Genomic DNA, 18,854 nt, shown 5'->3' on the forward strand with positions numbered 1-18,854 from the left:
ATCTTTAATTTATAAAATTAGAAACCAAGGTTAACTGAGAATCCGAATGTACGGGTATAAGGTACAGCCATAAAGTCGATGGCTTGAGAGAACATGGTTGTGTCGTAACCACCTTCCGGACTTGTTCCCGGAGTATGTTTCAACAGATAAGCCAGGTTACGTGCTACGAACGAAACATTCAGCGAGTTGATCGGCGTTTTCTTCAGCATGCTTTTGGGGAATGTATAGCCGATGGCCAGTTCCTTCAGCTTGATGAAAGAAGCATCATAGATAAAGTCTTCTGCGTTCTGTGCTCCGTAATAGTTGGATGCTGAGATCTTCTGAGTATTGGGTGTTCCGTCTTCGTATACACCCGGGAAGATCATCATAAAGTTATCGCTTTCTCCACGATTCATAGTACGTTTAGCCATACCCGAGCCTGTTGCGTTCATTTCGGAGATAGAGATGATATCGCCACCGAATTTCATATCGAATATGGCCGACAGTGTAATGCCTTTGTAGGTGAACGACGGAGATACAGACATCAGCAAGTTAGGCTGGATGTTGCCGATAGGTTTAGCCAGGCGTTCGTCAGCATCTGTGGTCGTCATAGGCAAGCCGTTCTCTTTATTTATAATGATGTTGCCCTGTTCGTCACGTTTGTAGAGAGTCTTGGCATAGATTTCACCCAATTTGTGACCCGGGCGTGCACCTACGTTGATCGGGAAGTTAGAGTCGCCATTGAAGTAGATGTAGTCTACACCGTCAGCCAGTTTTTCTACGTTCGATACATTCTTGGCCAGATTGACATTCAGATCGAAAGAGAAGTCTTTCAATTGTACCGGTGTAGAGTAGATCATCATTTCGAAACCTTTGTTGGTGATCAGACCGGCATTGACCCATTTACCTCCACTCCAGGGAGCAGCGGCGGGCACTTTCATGATCTGGTTCTTCGTGCGGCTATAATAATAGGTAAAGTCAAATCCCAAACGGTTGTTGAGGAACTTCATATCCAAACCTGCTTCGTAAGAAGAAGAGATTTCCGGTTTCAGCTGGTCGTTCATTTTCACGTTCGATTTGCTTGGAATCAGCTCACCTTTTTCAAATTTAAATCCGTACGTATTGTATAACTGATACGGGTCCGTATCTTTACCTACTTGTGCGGCAGACAAACGTACCTTGGCGAAAGTCAGCCAGTTGGGCAGTGTTTTGTCCAGTGAACGGACAAAATCAGAAACGACAAAACTTAAGTTGGCAGACGGGTAGAAGAAAGAGTTGTTCTTCTTCGGCAGTGTAGACGACCAGTCGTTACGGGCAGTCAAGTCTAGTGACAGATATTCTTTCCAAGAGAGTTGCAAAGATCCGAATACTGAATTTGTTGCGCGTTCATGTCCGGTTTCTCCGGCAGTGTTCAGCATATTGGCTGCATTGAAAATCCATTGTCCCTTATCCAGCATATTGCGTACGCCGGCATTCAGTGATTCATAATTCTGGTACATGAAGTTACCACCTACCGTGAATCCCAAACGGAAATTGTCAGTCAGCTGTTTGTCACCCATCAATACGATTTCTGCGTTCGATTCGAAGAAGTTCTGCTCCTCGCGGTTCATTTCGTCATCGGTGATATCTTTGATACTGCTCTCACCGTTGATACCGTCACCTGCGTTCGTTTCTTCGATTCGGGTACGATAATAATCGAATGCATATTTGGCAGACAAGTGCAACCAGTCAGTAAAGTTGATTTTCATTCCATAATATCCGAATGCTCTCCAACGTTCGTCAGAGTTGTGGCGCTGGTTCAGGACGTAATAAGGGTTACGGATACCGGCAGTAGGACCTGTCCAGTTTACGTGTGCATTGCCATCTGTCGAATATTGTTTCAGGTCGTCCAGGCGAATATTGTTAGGAATACCCATCAATTGAGCGATTGCTCCGTAAGTACCGAAGTAAGGACGATCTTCTGCTTTGGTACGTGAAAGTGAAATCTTTCCGTCCATAGAGAGATATTTGTTCATTTCCATTCCGGCATTCAGGTCGAGGTTGATTCGGTTGAGCTTCTCGTTCGGGAATACGCCCTTATTGTTCGAGCTGCCGAAAGAAGCACGAAAGTGCGATTTATCTGTTACGTTGCTCACCGATACATTGTGGTTTTGCGCGAAACCGGTATCGAAGTAATCTTTCAGTTTGTTGCCGTATTTAGAGAATGCATAGGTATCGCCGTTCCAGGCTTTCTGCATGCTTCCGTCCAATACCGGTCCCCAACTGGAAGAGTCTGTCGGATCATATTTGGCATAATATTGAGACAGAGGATTCTTGTTTTCATCCTGAGTCACAATGTGGCCCTGTCCGTAACGATCTTGCATTTCAAGAGTTTCGGCTACCTGGCTCCAAGTGAAGTTGCCGCTATAGCGTACTCCGAATCCATCTTTCTTGCTACCTTTTTTGGTTGTGACCAAGATCACACCGTTACCGGCACGCGAACCGTAGAGAGCGGCGGCATTCGGACCTTTCAGTACAGAGATCGATTCAATATCTTCCGGGTTGATATCGACGGACGAACCACCACGGTCGACACCACCGTAATAGGTAGCATCCGAGTTATTATTGTCACTGAACGGTACACCGTCTACAATCCAGAGCGGCTGGTTGTTATCTGCGAGAGAAGAGTTACCGCGGATTGTAATCTTGGTAGAACCACCCAGGCCAGTTCCGGCTGTATTCATTTGCAGACCGGCTACTTTACCTTGCAATGCACTGGTCACTGAAGGATCCCCTGTCTGGTTCAGTTGGTCGCCTTTGATTTCCTGTACGGCATATCCTAACATTTTCTTCTCACGTTTGATGCCCAAAGCGGTTACAACCACTTCACTGATCATCTGGGTATCTTCACTCATCGTTACATTCAGAATGCTTTCTTTAGCGGGCAACACTTGTTGTTTGTATCCGATATAGGAGAATACGATTTCAGCTTTCGGATCATTGACAGTCAGGGTGTATTTACCCTCCAGGTCGGTAATGGCTCCTGTGCTGGTACCCTTAACAGATACATTGACGCCGATCAGCGCCTCGCCGTTAGCATCTACAACCGTACCGCTGATCTGACGTTTGGCCGATGCCTGAACCGGATCCTGTTGTTTGGAAGCCTGAGACAGATAAACAATGTTATCCTCGATTTTGTATGTCAGGTTTTTGCCTTTGAGCGCAGTATTCAACAGTTGTTCCAGGCTTACATTCTTTACGTTCAGATTCTCAATCGGCATGTTTGACGATTGGTCATCATAAAAGAATTGATACTTAGACTGAGATTGCACCGTTTTGATGACTTGCCCCAATGTAGTGCGGGAAGTTGAAAATGTGAATTGTGCAAATGACCACTGGATAGGAGCGGCAGCTAAAAGAAGAACCAGCGATGCTTTGAGCAGCCTGGGTCTTTGAAATAGGATTTTGTTTTTCATTGACTATAATTAAATTAATTAGTTAACTTTAAAAACATACAAGGTTTAAGCATTGTATTTATAATATAAGTCAACGGCTTTTGTACCCTTGATGTTAATAAAACAAGTGTCCCGAAAGAAACACTTACTTCAGTTACTAACTTTTTTGAGAATTATTTTATATGTCCCTGAGGATGCGTACGTGTATCCGTATTGGATTCTGGGTATGCACCCTCAGGGGATATGAGTTGTCTAAAGAGAGAGGACTATTTCATCTTGGAGAATGAATAGGGAGCATCATCATCGTTGATGCCTCTGTTGAGGTTGGGGTGTGAACCCATTTTGAATTCAATGGTTCCGCCTTGCAGCAGATCGGCATGTTTCAGATAGTTCCGGGTTGATTCTTGCCCGTTGACCCGGAGGGATTCGATATAAAGATTCTCCTTACTGTTATTCTGTGCATCGATCACAAGATTATTGCCATTTTCAAAGTGTAGCGTTGCCTTTTTGAATAGAGGGGCTCCAATGACATACTCATCTGTTCCTGGACATACCGGATAGAATCCGAGGGCTGAGAATACATACCAGGCAGAGGTCTGTCCGTTGTCCTCGTCGCCACAGTAACCGTCAGGACCCGGAGTATACATGCGGTCCATTACTTGACGAAGCCAGTATTGCGCTTTCCAGGGCTGTCCGGCATAATTGTACAAGTAAATCATGTGCTGTATCGGTTGGTTGCCGTGTGCATAGTTACCCATGTTCATCACGGTCATTTCGCGGATTTCATGAATCACCTGTCCATAATAACTGTCGTCGAATACAGGAGGAACTGCAAATACGGAGTCCAGCATCGTGATAAACATCTTTTTGCCTCCCATCAGATCGATTAATCCTTGCGGGTCGTGAAATACCGACCAGGAGTAATGCCAGCTGTTACCTTCTGTGAATGCATCTCCCCACTTCAACGGAGAGAATGGTGACTGGAACTGGCCGTTTTCATTACGGCCACGCATCAGTTTGCTTTCTTTGTCGAATACATTCCGGTAGTTCATGGCACGTTTGGCAAATAGTTCAATTTCTTTTTTCGGTCGGTTCAAGGCTTTAGCCAGTTGGTAGATGCACCAGTCATCGTAAGCGTATTCTAATGTGCGGGCTGTATTTTCATTGATTTTCACGTCATAGGGTACGTAGCCCAGCTTATTGTAATACTGATACCCCAAGCGTCCGGTAGAAGAGACTTCCGTATGTACATTCTCTGTACCGTGAATCAGCCCTTCATACAGAGTTTTCACATCGTCTACCTTTACTCCTTTCATGTAGGCGTCTACCAATACTGAAGCAGAGTTATTGCCTATCATACAACCTCTGTGTCCGGGACTCGCCCATTCCGGAAAGAAACCGCTTTCCTTATAAGTATTGATAAGTCCTTCTTGTATTTCTTTGTTTACCGATGGGTACATCAGGTTCAGGAATGGAAACAAACAACGGAATGTATCCCAAAATCCTGTATCGGTGTACATATATCCGGGGAGTACCTGACCGTTGTAAGGACTATAATGAACCGGTTGCCCGTCTGCCGTAAACTCATAGAATTTGCGGGGGAATAGCAGAGAACGGTAGAGGCAGGAGTAGAATGTACGGTACTGGTCCAGATTGCCGCCTTCTACTTCTATTTTACCTAATACATTGTTCCAGGCATCATTCCCTTTTTGTGCAAGTTGCTCAAAAGAGTCGTTACCCAATTCTTTAAGGTTCTGAGCCGCTTGTTCAAAACTAATGAACGAAGAAGCTATACGGGCATGCACGATTTCACCTTTACGGGTACTGAAACCAATGATGGCTCCCGTATGGTCGGCTTTCTGCTCCAAGTTGCCTTCTTCCAGCTTTTTGTCTGCAAAAGTGCCTTTGTAAGTGAAAGGTTTGTCGAACTCGATAACGAAGTAGTTCTTGAAATTCTCGGGCACTCCACCACTGTTACGGGTGGTGTAGCCGATTATCTTGTTCTCTTCCGGAATTACTTTTACGTAGGAACCCTTGTCGAATGCGTCTACTACAATGTACGAGTGTTCGTTTTCGGGAAAGGTGAAACGGAACAGAACCGCACGTTCTGTCGGAGTCATTTCGGTCACTACATCGTGCTCGGCCAAATATACTTTATAGTAGGAAGGAGTTGCTATTTCACCTTTATGACTGAACCAACTGGCACGTTTTTCTTCATCAAACTCAAGTTTGCCTGTGACGGGCATGATGGAGAATTGTCCGTAATCATTGATCCATGGGCTGGGTTGGTGGGTTTGCTTGAATCCCCTGATTTTGTTGGCTGTATACGTGTATTGCCATCCGTCCCCCATCTTGCCCGTTTGCGGTGTCCAGAAGTTCATTCCCCACGGACGTGCAATAGCGGGATAGGTGTTCCCGGTTGATAATTCGAAAGAAGACTGCGTTCCCATCAGTGGGTTTACGTATTGGGTCCAGTCTTTGGCCTCAGCCATTAGTGAGCAAGCTATAAGGCAAGCGGTCAAAAGAATTTTTCTCATGGTGTGGATAAGTGTATTGCTATATGGATATTATATATTTTCTATCATCGGTGCCGTGTAGGCTACATATTCGTATAATCTGTGATGAAACAGAGTACTTTCTTAGGGTTGGGTCCGCCGGTCTGTCATTTCTATTTCCAACGTACTGCCTGCTATGATATCGTCATGCGTAAAGAATGGTTTATCCAATGGTTTTCCGTTCAGTGTCATGCTTTTGATATACTTATTCTTTTTCGAGTTATTCTTAGCTATCACTGTAAACTTTTTGCCATCGGGCAGGTTTACTACGGCTTTATCGAATGCGGGGCGTCCGATAGAATAAACCGGTTTCCCCGGACATACCTGATAGAATCCCATAGAATTGAGTACATACCAAGCCGACATTTGTCCGCAATCTTCATTTCCCGACAGTCCGTCTACGGCATTGGCATATTGGCTACGGTATACGCTGTCTACCAATTCTTGCGTCCTCCACGGACGGTTCACATAGTTGTACATATGAATCACGTGGTGGCTGGGTTCGTTGCCGTGGGCATATTGTCCGATCAGCCCGCTGATGTCCGAGGAGGTTGTTTCGCCTTCCAGTGAAGAGTCGGCGGTAAACAGAGAATCCAGTTTACCGACGAAGGCATCTTCGCCGCCCATTAGTTTTACCAATCCTTCGATGTCGTGTGGAACGAACCAGGTCCATTGCCAGGCAGTCCCTTCACAATAATCATCGTTGCGGTGAGTTGAAGAGCGTGGATTGAAGGGAGTGCGCCATTCGCCCTTACTGTCCAATCCGCGCATAAAGCGGGTTTCCGGATCGAAGTAAAACTCGTAGGCTTTTGCGAAACGTGCGTATTTGTCCCGGGTGTCGTAGTCGTTCAATGCATCGGCAAATACTGAAATACACCAGTCGTCATAAGCGTACTCCAAGGCCTTGGCAACCGATTCGTTTTCGCGGTCACACGGTACGTAGCCGATTGAGTTTTTATAATATTTGGCTTTCGGCATCAGATGGGGTAACACCAGATCGGGGCATTTGATTCCTGTTGTATCATATTCTGCCGCACGCACGCAGGCTCGGTAAGCTTCTTGGATGTCGAAATTACGATCGCCTTTCATATATGCATCTACAATGACGGGAACGGCATGGTAACCAATCATTGTACCGGTATAGTTGGAAGCCATGTCCCACATTGGGAAAATGCCCCCCTCCTGATGCTTTTTGATCAGTGAACGGATGAAAGCATTGTTCAGATCCGGATCTATAATGGTCATTAGCGGATGCAGTGCACGGAAGGTATCCCATAAAGAAAAAATGGTATACATCGGATTCAGTGTATCTCCTTGATGTACTTGCAGATCCATACCCAGATAACGTCCGTCTACGTCCGTAAACAGATTCGGGCTAATGGCAGTGTGGTAGAGTGCGGTATAGAAGATGGTTTTGTCATTTTTATCATTGGTAGTAATATCAATCTTCGATAACGTTTCATTCCACGCTTTGCGTGCGTCTTTACGTACTCCGTCAAAATCCCAGTCTGGTATTTCAGTTTCTACATTTTTGCGTGCACCCTCTATGTCCACAGCAGAGATTCCGACTTTGACAAACACTTGTTCGTCTTTGGTCGTGTCAAAGTGAAGTAATGCTTTACAGGTAGGCAGCAGTCTGCCTCCATCGTCGAGTGCCATCGAATCAGTCACCAACGTGTAGGTGAAAGGTTTCGAGAATTTTGCATAAAAGTTGATATATTGGTCGAAAGCCCAGTACATGGTCTTTTTACGGCCGCAGATTTCAGTGGGGCTGATGACCTCTATTTCCATCTCTTTGTTGGTCTGCCGTTGCAGACTGTAGTCCAAGTCGAGGATGAATCCTGCTTCTTTACTTTCAGGAAAAGTATACCTGTGGATAGCTGCCCGTTTGCTTGCAGTCAGTTCGGCTTTTACTTGATAAGTATCCAGGAAGACTGAGTAATAGCCCGGTTCGGCAGTCTCATTTTGATGTGAAAAGGCAGAAGCATAAGCCATCTGCTGGCTCTGTGAACCTGTGGGGAGGTACTTTTGTTCGCCCACCGTAGGCATCAGTAGTACATCTCCATAGTCGCAACAACCGGTTCCACTCAAATGGGTGTGTGAGAATCCGTTGATGGTGGAATCTGCGTAATAATATCCCGAGCAGGCATCCCACCCATCTATGCGGGTGTCTGGGCTGGGAGAAATCATGCCATGGGGGACAATGGCGCCCGGAAAAGTATGACCGTGTCCGCCTGTACCGATAAATGGGTTGACGTAGGCTGCGTAATCAGTCATGTCCGGCGAGTTTGTGCAGGAGTTCAGAGACAATAAGCCTCCTAAACATCCCGCCAGGAATGTTTTAAATTTCATGGTACTGTATGTTTATTTTAATTGGTTGCTCACTTGTTACGTGAAGAAATAAAGATATTGTCTCCCACAATCTTATAATTGATAGGTATAGAGTTGTCCAACGATTGGAGTACAGACTCTATATTATCTTTTTTCTTCAATACACCCGAGTAAGTTTTGTCGGACTTAATGTCGGGTGAAAGAATGATTTTCACATCATAAAAGCGTTCTAACGTCCGGGTGATGGCAAAAATGTCCGCCTGTTCAAACGGGATCAGGTCATTGTGCCATACGGCATCCAATTTGGCATCTACTTGCTTCACCACCAGTCTGCGGGTTGTTTTATTCAGTTCGGCCTTTTGTCCGGGCGAAAGAATAATCATTCCTTCATCGTGGTTTCCTCTCACTTCTATTTCTCCTTCGATCAAGGTTGCTTCTGCCAGTTTGTGACTCTTGTCGCACTTGAAATTGAAAGTGGTTCCCAACACTTTGATACGCATAGCCTCACTTTCTACAACGAAAGGACACCGACGGTTTTTAGTGACTTCGAAATAAGCTTCTCCATCGAGATATACATCTCTTTCGGATTCTGAGAATTCCTTGGGATATCTCAGGGTGGCCGATTGATTGAGCCATACTTTTGTGCCATCGGGCAACATCACTTCTTTCACTTTGCCATCCGTGGACGAGGCCGTTATCATATTCCGGGTCGGATCGGCCTGATAGTACAGGTATCCGCCTCCGGTGCCTATCATCAGTGCGAGCACGATGATAGCGGCATATCGCATCCATTGGTGCATTCTGATCACTTTGCGGCTATGTGCATCTTCCTGAGCCAGTTTCTTGTATAGTCGTGCTTCTGCCCGGGCAACTTTTTTCTGATCCGGAAAGCTGTCGTGTCTGCCCAAATGATATACCTCTTCCATTCGGAAAAGTCGGCGGGCATTATCGTCTGATTCTTTGATCCAAGCGTTCACTCTGGCAAAATCTTCGTCAGAACATTCGCCTGTCAGATATCTCATCAATATGTCTTCGCTCAGATTATTCATCTTTTCTTTTTCATTATATAATAGAAACAACTAAATCTTTAAAAACACTTATCTATTTGATAAAAAATAGTAGAAATAAAAACCATAAATGGCCGAGACGGTTTCGTAGGAACTTCAGTGCCTTGTACATGTGGGCTTCTACCGTACGTAAAGAGACTCCCATCACGTCGGCTATTTCTTTATTCTTCATTTCGTGCAGATAGCTCAACTTAAACACTTCCTTGCATTTGTCCGGTAGCTCGTTAATGGCTTGGTAGATTTCGTTTCGCAATTCGCGGTCTTCTATCCGCCGGATTACTTCGTTGTTGTCCGGCTGATAGAATTCCGCTCGTTTTTGGTTGATTTCTTCCACAGCAGCGCAATATCCGTTCTCTATGCTGCGATGTTTCAGCACATTCAAGGCCCGGGTATATACCGCCCGATAGAGGAAGGCTTGGATCTGGTCGCCTATTACCATGGAATCTCTTCGTTTCCACAGTTCCACGAATACATCCTGTACCACATCTTCTGCTTCTTCATCGCCCACCAGGCGGGTGGCGTAGAACATCAGGTTCGGATAGTACCTCCGGAACAGGGCTTTGTAGGTTATATCAAATGTGTCGTCCATCTTTTTTAGCTGCTGGTTTTGGGTGTGCGGGCTACAAGTTATTGATCACTCGTAACTTTCTCCTTTCCCATTTCAAACTCAAGGGTTGCACCACTCATAATCTGTTCATGAGTAATGTAACTTTTATCATAGGGTTTTCCATTCAGTTTGGTTGATCGGATATAGATATTCTCTTTGCTGACAGCCGGAGCTTTGACAGTGAATGTTTTCCCGTTGTCAAGGTGCAGTTGCACTTCCGGGAAAAGGGGAGTACCTATTTCATATTGACCGCTTATCGGATTTACCGGATAGAATCCCATGGCGCTGAATACATACCAAGCCGACATCTGGCCGCAGTCTTCGTTTCCGCAGAGTCCGGCAGGGCTGTTCAGGTAGAGTTCGTTCATTACTTTTGCCACATACTCCTGGGTTTTCCAGGGTTGGTCTACCGCATTATAAAGGTAGATGACGTGATGGCTCGGTTCGTTTCCGTGAGCATATTGGCCTATCATTCCGGTACTGAAGAGCGGAAGTTCGTCGTCGGCCGAAGGATGGAAGGTGAACATGCTGTCCAGCTTTTGTGCAAAACGTTCTTTTCCGCCTGTCAGACCGATCAGTCCGTCTATGTCATGCTGTACCGACCAGAAATATTGCCAACCGTTACTTTCGCAGATATGCGGTGTATAAGCATCTGCTTTAAAGTCTTTCTGAAATTCTCCCTTGTCATCACGAGGTTGCATGAACGAGGTTGCCGGATTGTATACGTTACGATAGTTTTGCGACCGCTTATAGAATTCGTCCGCAATCTCTTTCTTTCCCAGTTTTTCTGCCATGCGGGCAATGCAGTAATCATCATAAGCGTATTCAAGTGTTTTGGATAACGACCAGTTTTCGGCATTATAACTATCTTTTTCATTGAAAGGAACATATCCCAGTTCTTTATAAGCACCAATTCCGCGGTAATTGTCCAGGTTGGCAGTGGCTACACAAGCTTCCAATGCCTTTTTCGGATCAAAGTTTCCAATACCTTTCAGATAAGCATCCACGATGACCGGAACGGCATGATAGCCAATCATCATATCTGTTTCACTACCGTAGAAATTCCAAACCGGCAGGCGTCCGTTCTGTTCGTAGAAAGCCAGAAATGATTGAACCATATCGTTGGTACGTTCGGGTTCGGTATAGGTAAATAGAGGATGTGCGGCGCGGTATGTATCCCATAAAGAGAAAGTACTGTAGTTTACCCATCCGTCTGTGCGATGAATCTTTTTGTCCGGACCGTAATACGAACCGTCGACATCGCTATAAATGGTAGGAGCAAGCATGGTGTGATAGAGTGCGGTGTAGAAGTTTACCCAATCGTCCTTATGGTCGCCTTTGACTGCGATTTTAGAGAGTTGCCGGTTCCAGTTGTCCCGTGCAGCCTCACGATATTTATCGAAATTATCCTCCGGAACTTCGGCTGCCAGATTTTGAGCTGCTCCTTCCATGCTGACACCGGAAAGGGCTGTGTTGACAAGTATTTGCTCTCCTTTTTGTGTGTCGAAATCGAATCGGGCTATGGTAGCCGTACCCATTCGTTTTCCGTCTTTCAGGATGGCAGTTGTATCCATTTGAACGGCTGTAAAAGGTTTAGAGAAGCGTGTACGGAAATAGACATGCTGGTCGCGTGCCCATCCGTCGGAGAAGCGGTATCCCTGAATGGTTACCGAGTCGATAACTTCGATGTGCGAATCATTGGTAAAGTCCCAATTCATAGCTTTTTTCAGGTTGAGGAAGATAGCGGCTTTGGCTTCAGGAAAAGTGTAACGCTGAATGCCGCATCGTTCGGTTGCCGTCAATTCGACGTTGATGCCGTAATCTTTCAGCAGTACCTGGTAATATCCTGCCGTGGCATTTTCGTCCTGATGGGAAAATTTGGAGTAAATACCTAACGGAGCTTCTGCTTCTTTATAAGGCAGGGTGACGGGCATAAAAGAGATGTCATATAAGTCGCCTGCCCCCGTACCAGAAAGGTGGGTATGGCTGAATCCGGCAATAGTGCTATCGGGATAGAAATATCCGGAGATACGGTCCCAGCCGGGAAGTCCGTTGTCCGGACTAAGTTGTACCATGCCGAAAGGGACTTGTGCTCCGGGATAGGTATTACCGGTGAAATCGGTTCCGATAAATGGGTTTACATATTGGGTATAGTCAATAGTTGCCTGTTTAGGGGTAGACGTACAGGCAGTGAAAACAAATAAAAGAATAAATAGTGAATGAAAAAGTACTTTCATGCGGCTTGGGTTAGAGTTTTTTAAGTAATTGATTGATTTAGTGTGCAAAGGTAGAGAATATAAATGTAAAACGAAAGAGCTTGTGTGCTGATTGATTCGTCTTTTTGTATTTCGACTCGTTATCATGAGGGCGGAGGGGGGCATTATAAACAGCCGGGGGAGATAATATGCTTTCCGTTTCAGTGATCCCTTCTTAATGTTTTGAAAAACGGGATGTATAGATAAAATACATCTGTTCCCCGGCGTACAATCGAACGTATGAGATGATTTGGATGGAGTTCTTATAGGTTGAAAAGAGGAGAACCGTTGCTTTAAAAGCCAAAGGATTGTTGGTTTTAAAGGCAGGACCCTTTGGTTTTCAATTAATATCTTGAATCTTAAGTATCTGTTTGTTAGTGAATCATGGCTTATGGTATGCTTTGACTTTATCTTTAGTCGGTTGCATTGGATTTTAAATCTCCTTTTAGCGTTTTGTCAGGAAAGAACGCCATAGTAACTTTCAATGATATAGCACTCCGGAGGGTTGAACGGATTGTGACAGTACATATCGGGTGCATGCATAGGCACAGGCAGAACCTGCTAAAAACAATATTCCGGTAGAGGTCATCATATCTCCTAAACTTACCAATGGCGATACAATACCTCCGAATGCAAACCCGGTGGCTCCCAAAAGTGCCGAAGCAATGCCTGCATTCCGTCGCTCACACTCCATGGCCAAGGTGTTGGATGCTGTAAAAGTCATGCCAATCATCGAGAGTAGAGCGAAGATCAATAACTCGTAGATCCAAAAATCACATCTCAAGGACAAGAATACCATCAATAGTGCAGATACTGACAGCATGCCCCGGCTTCCTATATATAAAGCCCGTTCCATGGTAGGTAATTTTATCGATATGGCTGAAGAGATAACCATTGCTATCGCATTGATTCCGAAACAGAGGCTGAAGGATAGAGGAGAGAGTCCGTAGTGTTGCTGCATGATGAATGGTGCAGAAGAGATATTGACAAACAGTATTCCCATAGTGAAACCATATTGCAGGACGTAGCCTACATAGCGGCGGTTGTGGAGGACTTCTCCGAAACTATGGTATAAGTCTTGCCAACTCACAGTCTGTCTGTGTTTTGCCGGAAGTGATTCGTTCAAATGTAAGCTTCCGGATAGGAGAACCACTCCCATAAAGAATAAGCAGATAAAGATGCCTTGCCAGCTTGTTATCTGAGCCAGTATACCTCCTCCGATAGGGGCGATGACTGTAGCTATTCCATTTATTCCGCCGATAACGGCAAGCATGCCGGCCAGTTGCTGTCCCGAATACTCGTCGGTAGCTATGGAGCGGGAAATCACTACACCACCTGCTCCGGCAATGCCTTGTAAGAATCGGGATGTCACAAATTGTGAAATGGTATGTGAAAAGATGCACCCCACCGTAGCGAGCAGGAACAGAATCATGGCCAGAAGTAATGGAGGACGTCGCCCGTACTTGTCACTCAAGGGACCGAAAATTAATTGTCCGGCAGCCAAGCCAATCATGCTGGTGGTGAGTCCCAATTGTACCATAGAAGATGAAGTGTGGAAAAAATCTGCCATAGCCGGTAAGGTAGGCAAATACATGTCCATTATAAAAGGGCCGAAAGCACTTAATACACCTAAAAATAATAATAAGAACCGTCTGGAATTCTGTCTGTCAGTCATTGCTATTCTCTTTGATCAATATGGTTGCAAAATTACTCCATCTGTTAGGAATCGAATATAGGCTAATCTGTACAAAACATGTTGTTTTCAGAACAAAATAGCCCGAATATCAAAAATAAACCTACATTTGTTGCCTAAAACAGACTTTTATGAAAACAGACCGATTGCTTGCCGATACAAAAACGATCCGATATGAAGAGACCGACCTGGCCTCTTTGATATCGGCCCCATACCATTTCCGGTGTGGTATCTATCTGATTTGTACGCAGGGAGAAGCCGTTGTCTCTACCGGTGTGCAGAAATATATATTCAATGAACAGACAGAATTGATCTTCCTGACCGGCGGTTTGCTGCAAGTGCTCGAAACTTCAGGAGATTTACAGGTGAAAATGTTGATGTTTCCTAAAGAAGCATTTTTAAATGCCATGTTACCTATCGATACACCTTACTTTAATTATACTCACGAACATCCCTGTTACCATCATACTGCTGACGAACGGAGTCAGAAGACCTGGCGGCAGATCAATTTGTGGATGGATATGGCACAAATGTTGTTTACCGAACCGATGCCCCAGTTCAGGGGACAACAAGAGCACAACTTTTTGCAAAGTCTGCTTATGTGGCTGTTTAATACGATTCCGGAAAAATTGGCTGTCAGTAAGCAATATAGTCGTACGCAATTACTTTGCCATCGGTTTATGCAATTGATCCGTGAATATAGTATGCATGAACATCAGGTAGCTTTTTATGCCGAAAAACTTTGTATATCGTCTCGTTACCTGCATAAAATTACAGTTCGGCATTTAGATGGAAAGAAGCCTAAACAGCTTATTGATGAACAGTTGGTGGCCGAAATAAAAGTGCTGTTGAATGAGCCTCGTTTATCTGTAACAGAAATAGCTGAGCAACTGCATTTTCCGGACCAATCCTATTTGACGCATTTCTTTAAAAAGAATACGGGTATCTCTCCAAAAGAGTTTCGGGCGATCAAGAATCTTGGATGAGGCTGAGTCTGTCCACTCTTCTCCGTTACTGTAGTAGAAGGAGTAGAATAAACAAGATCATTCTTGCTCTTTCCGGGGGATAAAGTGAGTTTGTGATATGGACATTCGATGAAGGGGAATAAAATAGAAAGAGTCCGGTGCAGTACCGGACTCTTTACTCGGAGAGTCTATGATGTTTAATCTGACTTCTAACTTTATATGGGAACTTTCGGATAGCGTGGTACCCACTCGTAAGAGTCGGCCCCTTTAGATTCCTGCCAGTTCCAGTACCTTCTCAACAGCAGCGTTCAGTCCGTCCGGATTCTTGCCACCGGCTGTTGCGAAGTGAGGTTGACCGCCACCGCCACCCTGAATCAGTTTGGCAGCTTCTTTCACCAGATTACCTGCTTTCAGTCCGCCGGCAACCAGGTTGTCACTGATCATAACAGTCAGCATTGGTTTATTGGCATCTACTGTTCCGGCTACAAAGAAGAGATTTTCTGTAATTTCACCACGAAGTTGGAAAGCGATGTTCTTCACTACTTCGGCGGGCATCGGCAAGCAGAACTTAATGACTTTAATGCCGTTAATCTCTTGTACATTTTTCAGCAGGCGTTCTTTGACGGCAGCTTCTTTTTCTTTCATGAAGTCTTCCACCTGTTTTTTCAGTCCTGCGTTTTCGTCGATATACTTGCGAATGGCCACACCAAGGTCGGGAGTATTGTTGAAAAGAGCTTTCAAGTCGCTCAAAGTATCCTGGATCGTATCCAGCATTTCTTCTACGCGAGCTCCGGTATATGCTTCGATACGGCGTACACCGGCAGCTACCGAACTCTCAGAGATAATTTTTACCATACCGATATTTCCGGTAGCGGCAACGTGGGTACCTCCACAGAATTCAATGGATGAGCCAAACTGGATAACACGTACGTGGTCACCATATTTCTCGCCGAACAGGGCGATTGCGCCCAGTTCTTTCGCTTCTTCGATAGGGATGTTGCGGTGTTCCTGTAATGGAACATTGGCACGTATCTTGGCGTTTACCAGATGCTCTACTTTGCGGAGTTCTTCGTCTGTCACTTTCTGGAAGTGAGAGAAGTCAAAACGCAGAGAGTCCGGTGTAACCAATGATCCTTTCTGCTCTACATGTTCGCCTAAAACTTCACGGAGCGCTTCGTCCAGCAAGTGGGTAGCCGAGTGATTGGCTGCACAAGCGGCACGTTTGTCTGTGTCTACACATGCCATCATCGGAGCTTCCGGATGTTCGGGCAGTTTCTTTGTAATATGTATCGGAAGATTATTTTCTTTCTTGGTGTCGATTACTTCGATAGTCTCGAATTCGTTTACCAATACACCGGTATCACCTACCTGGCCACCGCTCTCTGCATAGAACGGAGTGTAGTCCAGTACGATCTGATACAGAGTTTGGTTTTTCTGTTTCACCTGGCGATAACGCAGGATGGAGGTTTCGTATTCCGTGTAATCGTAACCTACAAATTCAGTAGTTCCTTCTTTCAGTATGATCCAGTCACCTGTCTCTATGGCAGCTGCATTGCGGGCACGTTGTTTCTGCTGTTGCATTTCGGCATCGAACTCTTCGACATTGACTGTCATACCATTTTCACGCAGAATCAACTCTGTCAGGTCGAGTGGGAAACCGAATGTATCGTATAATGTGAAAGCGTCTTTACCGCTGATTTCAGTCTTTCCGTTAGCTTTGGTGTCAGCCATTGTTTTATCGAGCAGGCGGATACCGGTTTCCAAAGTACGGAGGAATGATTCTTCTTCTTCTTTGATAACCTTTTCGATCAACTCTTTTTGAGCAATCAGTTCCGGATAGGCATCTCCCATGCTGTCAATCAGAACCGGAAGTAATTTGTACATAAATGCCTGTTTCTGTCCAAGGAATGTATATCCGTAACGAACGGCACGACGCAGGATACGACGAATCACGTAACCGGCCTTGGCATTCGAAGGCAATTGTCCGTCAGTAATTGAGAACGCAATGGTACGGATGTGGTCGGCAATAACACGCATGGCAATGTCGTTCTGTTCATTTTTGCCATATTCCGTTCCGGCCATTTGGGCGATTGCTTTAATCAACGGCTGGAATACGTCCGTGTCGTAATTGGATGTTTTACCCTGCAAAGCCATGCACAGGCGTTCGAATCCCATACCGGTATCGATCACTTTCGCCGGAAGCGGCTCAAGAGTGCTGTCGGCTTTGCGGTTGTATTGCATGAATACAAGATTCCAGATTTCGATAACCTGGGGATGATCGTGGTTCACCAAGTCGCGTCCTGAAATCTTGGCACGCTCTTCTGCAGGACGGAGGTCGATGTGGATCTCCGAACACGGACCGCAAGGGCCTGTATCACCCATTTCCCAAAAGTTATCATGTTTGTTTCCGTTGATGATATGGTCTTTAGGCAAGTATTGCTCCCAGTAAGAGGCGGCCTCGTTATCACGCTCCAGACCCTCTTCCGGGCTACCTTCGAATACTGTTGCATACAGGTGTTCCGGATTCAGTTTCAGGACGTCTACCAGATATTCCCATGCCCAACTGATGGCTTCTTTCTTGAAGTAATCACCGAACGACCAGTTACCCAGCATTTCGAACATGGTGTGATGGTAGGTATCATGTCCTACTTCTTCAAGGTCATTGTGCTTGCCGCTTACACGAAGGCACTTTTGTGAGTCCGCGACTCTGTGGTATTTCGCCGGGTGGTTACCCAAAATAATATCTTTAAACTGGTTCATCCCTGCATTGGTAAACATCAGGGTGGGGTCATCTTTAATCACCATTGGAGCCGAAGGAACGATCTGATGTCCTTTTGACTCGAAGAAATTCTTAAACGAATCTCTGGTTTCTTTTGCAGTCAACATACTTCTATATATCTATTGTTGAGGTTAATATTCTGAAAAAAGCAGTGCAAAGATAGCTTGTTTTTATTATTTTTGCCGTATTAACAAGCGAAATATTTATAAGATGCGCAAAGTTTACTACATCTATAATCCGCAAACGCAGACTTATGACCGGATTTATCCGACTGTCCGACAACGGGCGCTGAGCATTCTCCGCCGTCTTTTTATAGGAATGGGACTGGGAGCCGGCAGTTTCATCATTCTGTTACTGATTTTCGGTTCTCCCTCAGAGAAGGAGTTGCGGAAAGAAAATAGCCAACTCTTGGCGCAATATAACGTACTCTCTCGTCGTCTTGACGAGGCGATGGGGGTGCTTCAGGATATCCAGCAGCGTGATGATAACCTCTATAGAGTGATTTTTATGGCCGATCCTGTTTCACCGGCTATTCGTCAGGCCGGTTATGGTGGTACGAACCGTTACGAACAATTGATGGATATGGCTAACTCAAAGTTGGTGATCAACACTACCCAAAAGATGGATGTACTGAGCAAACAGCTTTATATCCAGTCCAAGTCATTTGACGATGTAGTGGCAATGTGTAAAAATCATGATCAGATGCTGAAATGTATTCCCGCCATCCAGCCTATATCCAATAAGGACCTTCGGAAGACAGCATCCGGTTATGGGACACGGATTGACCCCATCTACGGAACAACGAAATTTCATGCCGGCATGGACTTCTCGGCGCATCCGGGTACGGACGTGTATGCCACGGGTGATGGTACGGTTGTGAAAATGGGATGGGAGACCGGTTATGGCAATACTGTCGAGATTGACCATGGCTTCGGATATCGTACCCGCTACGCCCATTTACAGGAGTTTCGTACTAAACTGGGTAAAAAGGTCGTGCGTGGTGAAGTTATAGCCGGGGTAGGAAGTACGGGAAAGAGTACCGGCCCGCATTTGCATTACGAAGTGCACGTCAAAGGACAGGTGGTCAATCCGGTGAACTATTACTTTATGGATTTGAGTGCGGAAGATTATGAACGGATGATTCAGATTGCCGCCAACCACGGTAAAGTATTTGACTAAAAGAGAAGAA

At 45.3% G+C, this 18,854-nt stretch carries 10 protein-coding genes; 2 read left to right on the forward strand and 8 right to left on the reverse strand.

All coding sequences use genetic code 11. The features are described from left to right. Positions 1 to 17: 17 nt before the first annotated feature. The 7 genes from BF9343_RS03175 to BF9343_RS03205 form a co-directional block, all read right to left on the reverse strand. On the reverse strand, positions 18 to 3,434 hold the full coding sequence (locus BF9343_RS03175) for a SusC/RagA family TonB-linked outer membrane protein (RefSeq protein WP_010992139.1): 3,417 nt from the start codon (positions 3,432 to 3,434) through the stop codon (positions 18 to 20). Positions 3,435 to 3,679: 245 nt separating this feature from the next. Then, on the reverse strand, positions 3,680 to 5,950 hold the full coding sequence (locus BF9343_RS03180) for a GH92 family glycosyl hydrolase (RefSeq protein WP_032573600.1): 2,271 nt from the start codon (positions 5,948 to 5,950) through the stop codon (positions 3,680 to 3,682). Positions 5,951 to 6,052: 102 nt separating this feature from the next. Beyond that, a complete protein-coding gene (locus tag BF9343_RS03185; protein ID WP_005796236.1) occupies positions 6,053 to 8,320 on the reverse strand; it encodes a GH92 family glycosyl hydrolase in 2,268 nt (755 codons plus the stop codon). A gap of 29 nt (positions 8,321 to 8,349) precedes the next feature. Next, a complete protein-coding gene (locus BF9343_RS03190) occupies positions 8,350 to 9,348 on the reverse strand; it encodes a FecR family protein (protein ID WP_010992141.1) in 999 nt (332 codons plus the stop codon). A 52-nt stretch (positions 9,349 to 9,400) separates the two neighbouring features. Then, positions 9,401 to 9,955 carry an RNA polymerase sigma-70 factor gene (locus tag BF9343_RS03195; RefSeq protein ID WP_010992142.1) on the reverse strand — a complete coding sequence of 185 codons (555 nt, stop codon included), beginning with the start codon at positions 9,953 to 9,955 and terminating at the stop codon, positions 9,401 to 9,403. Between the two features lie 38 nt (positions 9,956 to 9,993). Then, positions 9,994 to 12,210, reverse strand: coding sequence for a GH92 family glycosyl hydrolase (locus BF9343_RS03200; protein ID WP_010992143.1), 2,217 nt, complete (start codon positions 12,208 to 12,210; stop codon positions 9,994 to 9,996). A 499-nt stretch (positions 12,211 to 12,709) separates the two neighbouring features. After that, positions 12,710 to 13,903: a multidrug effflux MFS transporter gene (locus tag BF9343_RS03205; protein WP_010992144.1), complete on the reverse strand. Its 1,194-nt coding sequence runs from the start codon at positions 13,901 to 13,903 to the stop codon at positions 12,710 to 12,712. A 149-nt stretch (positions 13,904 to 14,052) separates the two neighbouring features. Here BF9343_RS03205 and BF9343_RS03210 point away from each other — a divergent pair, with 149 nt between their 5' ends. Then, positions 14,053 to 14,907 (forward strand): helix-turn-helix domain-containing protein, encoded by an 855-nt coding sequence (locus tag BF9343_RS03210; RefSeq protein ID WP_005784835.1) that lies wholly within the window; start codon positions 14,053 to 14,055, stop codon positions 14,905 to 14,907. Positions 14,908 to 15,153: 246 nt separating this feature from the next. On the opposite strand, the gene alaS is transcribed toward BF9343_RS03210, so the two are convergent. Further along, positions 15,154 to 17,772 (reverse strand): alanine--tRNA ligase, encoded by a 2,619-nt coding sequence (gene alaS, locus BF9343_RS03215; protein WP_010992145.1) that lies wholly within the window; start codon positions 17,770 to 17,772, stop codon positions 15,154 to 15,156. A 103-nt stretch (positions 17,773 to 17,875) separates the two neighbouring features. Between alaS and BF9343_RS03220 the strand changes: the two genes are divergently transcribed. Continuing rightward, on the forward strand, positions 17,876 to 18,844 hold the full coding sequence (locus BF9343_RS03220; protein ID WP_005796222.1) for a M23 family metallopeptidase: 969 nt from the start codon (positions 17,876 to 17,878) through the stop codon (positions 18,842 to 18,844). The last annotated feature ends 10 nt before the right edge of the window (positions 18,845 to 18,854 follow it).

It is taken from the genome of Bacteroides fragilis NCTC 9343, from assembly GCF_000025985.1.
In the GTDB taxonomy this organism is placed as follows: domain Bacteria; phylum Bacteroidota; class Bacteroidia; order Bacteroidales; family Bacteroidaceae; genus Bacteroides; species Bacteroides fragilis.

Coding starts and splice junctions, on each gene's coding strand:
- BF9343_RS03175 (WP_010992139.1), bottom strand. CDS start 3,434: ATGAAAAACAAAATCCTATTTCAAAGACCCAGGCTGCTCAAAGCATCG.
- BF9343_RS03180 (WP_032573600.1), bottom strand. CDS start 5,950: ATGAGAAAAATTCTTTTGACCGCTTGCCTTATAGCTTGCTCACTAATG.
- BF9343_RS03185 (WP_005796236.1), bottom strand. CDS start 8,320: ATGAAATTTAAAACATTCCTGGCGGGATGTTTAGGAGGCTTATTGTCT.
- BF9343_RS03190 (WP_010992141.1), bottom strand. CDS start 9,348: ATGAATAATCTGAGCGAAGACATATTGATGAGATATCTGACAGGCGAA.
- BF9343_RS03195 (WP_010992142.1), bottom strand. CDS start 9,955: ATGGACGACACATTTGATATAACCTACAAAGCCCTGTTCCGGAGGTAC.
- BF9343_RS03200 (WP_010992143.1), bottom strand. CDS start 12,210: ATGAAAGTACTTTTTCATTCACTATTTATTCTTTTATTTGTTTTCACT.
- BF9343_RS03205 (WP_010992144.1), bottom strand. CDS start 13,903: ATGACTGACAGACAGAATTCCAGACGGTTCTTATTATTATTTTTAGGT.
- BF9343_RS03210 (WP_005784835.1), top strand. CDS start 14,053: ATGAAAACAGACCGATTGCTTGCCGATACAAAAACGATCCGATATGAA.
- alaS (WP_010992145.1), bottom strand. CDS start 17,772: ATGTTGACTGCAAAAGAAACCAGAGATTCGTTTAAGAATTTCTTCGAG.
- BF9343_RS03220 (WP_005796222.1), top strand. CDS start 17,876: ATGCGCAAAGTTTACTACATCTATAATCCGCAAACGCAGACTTATGAC.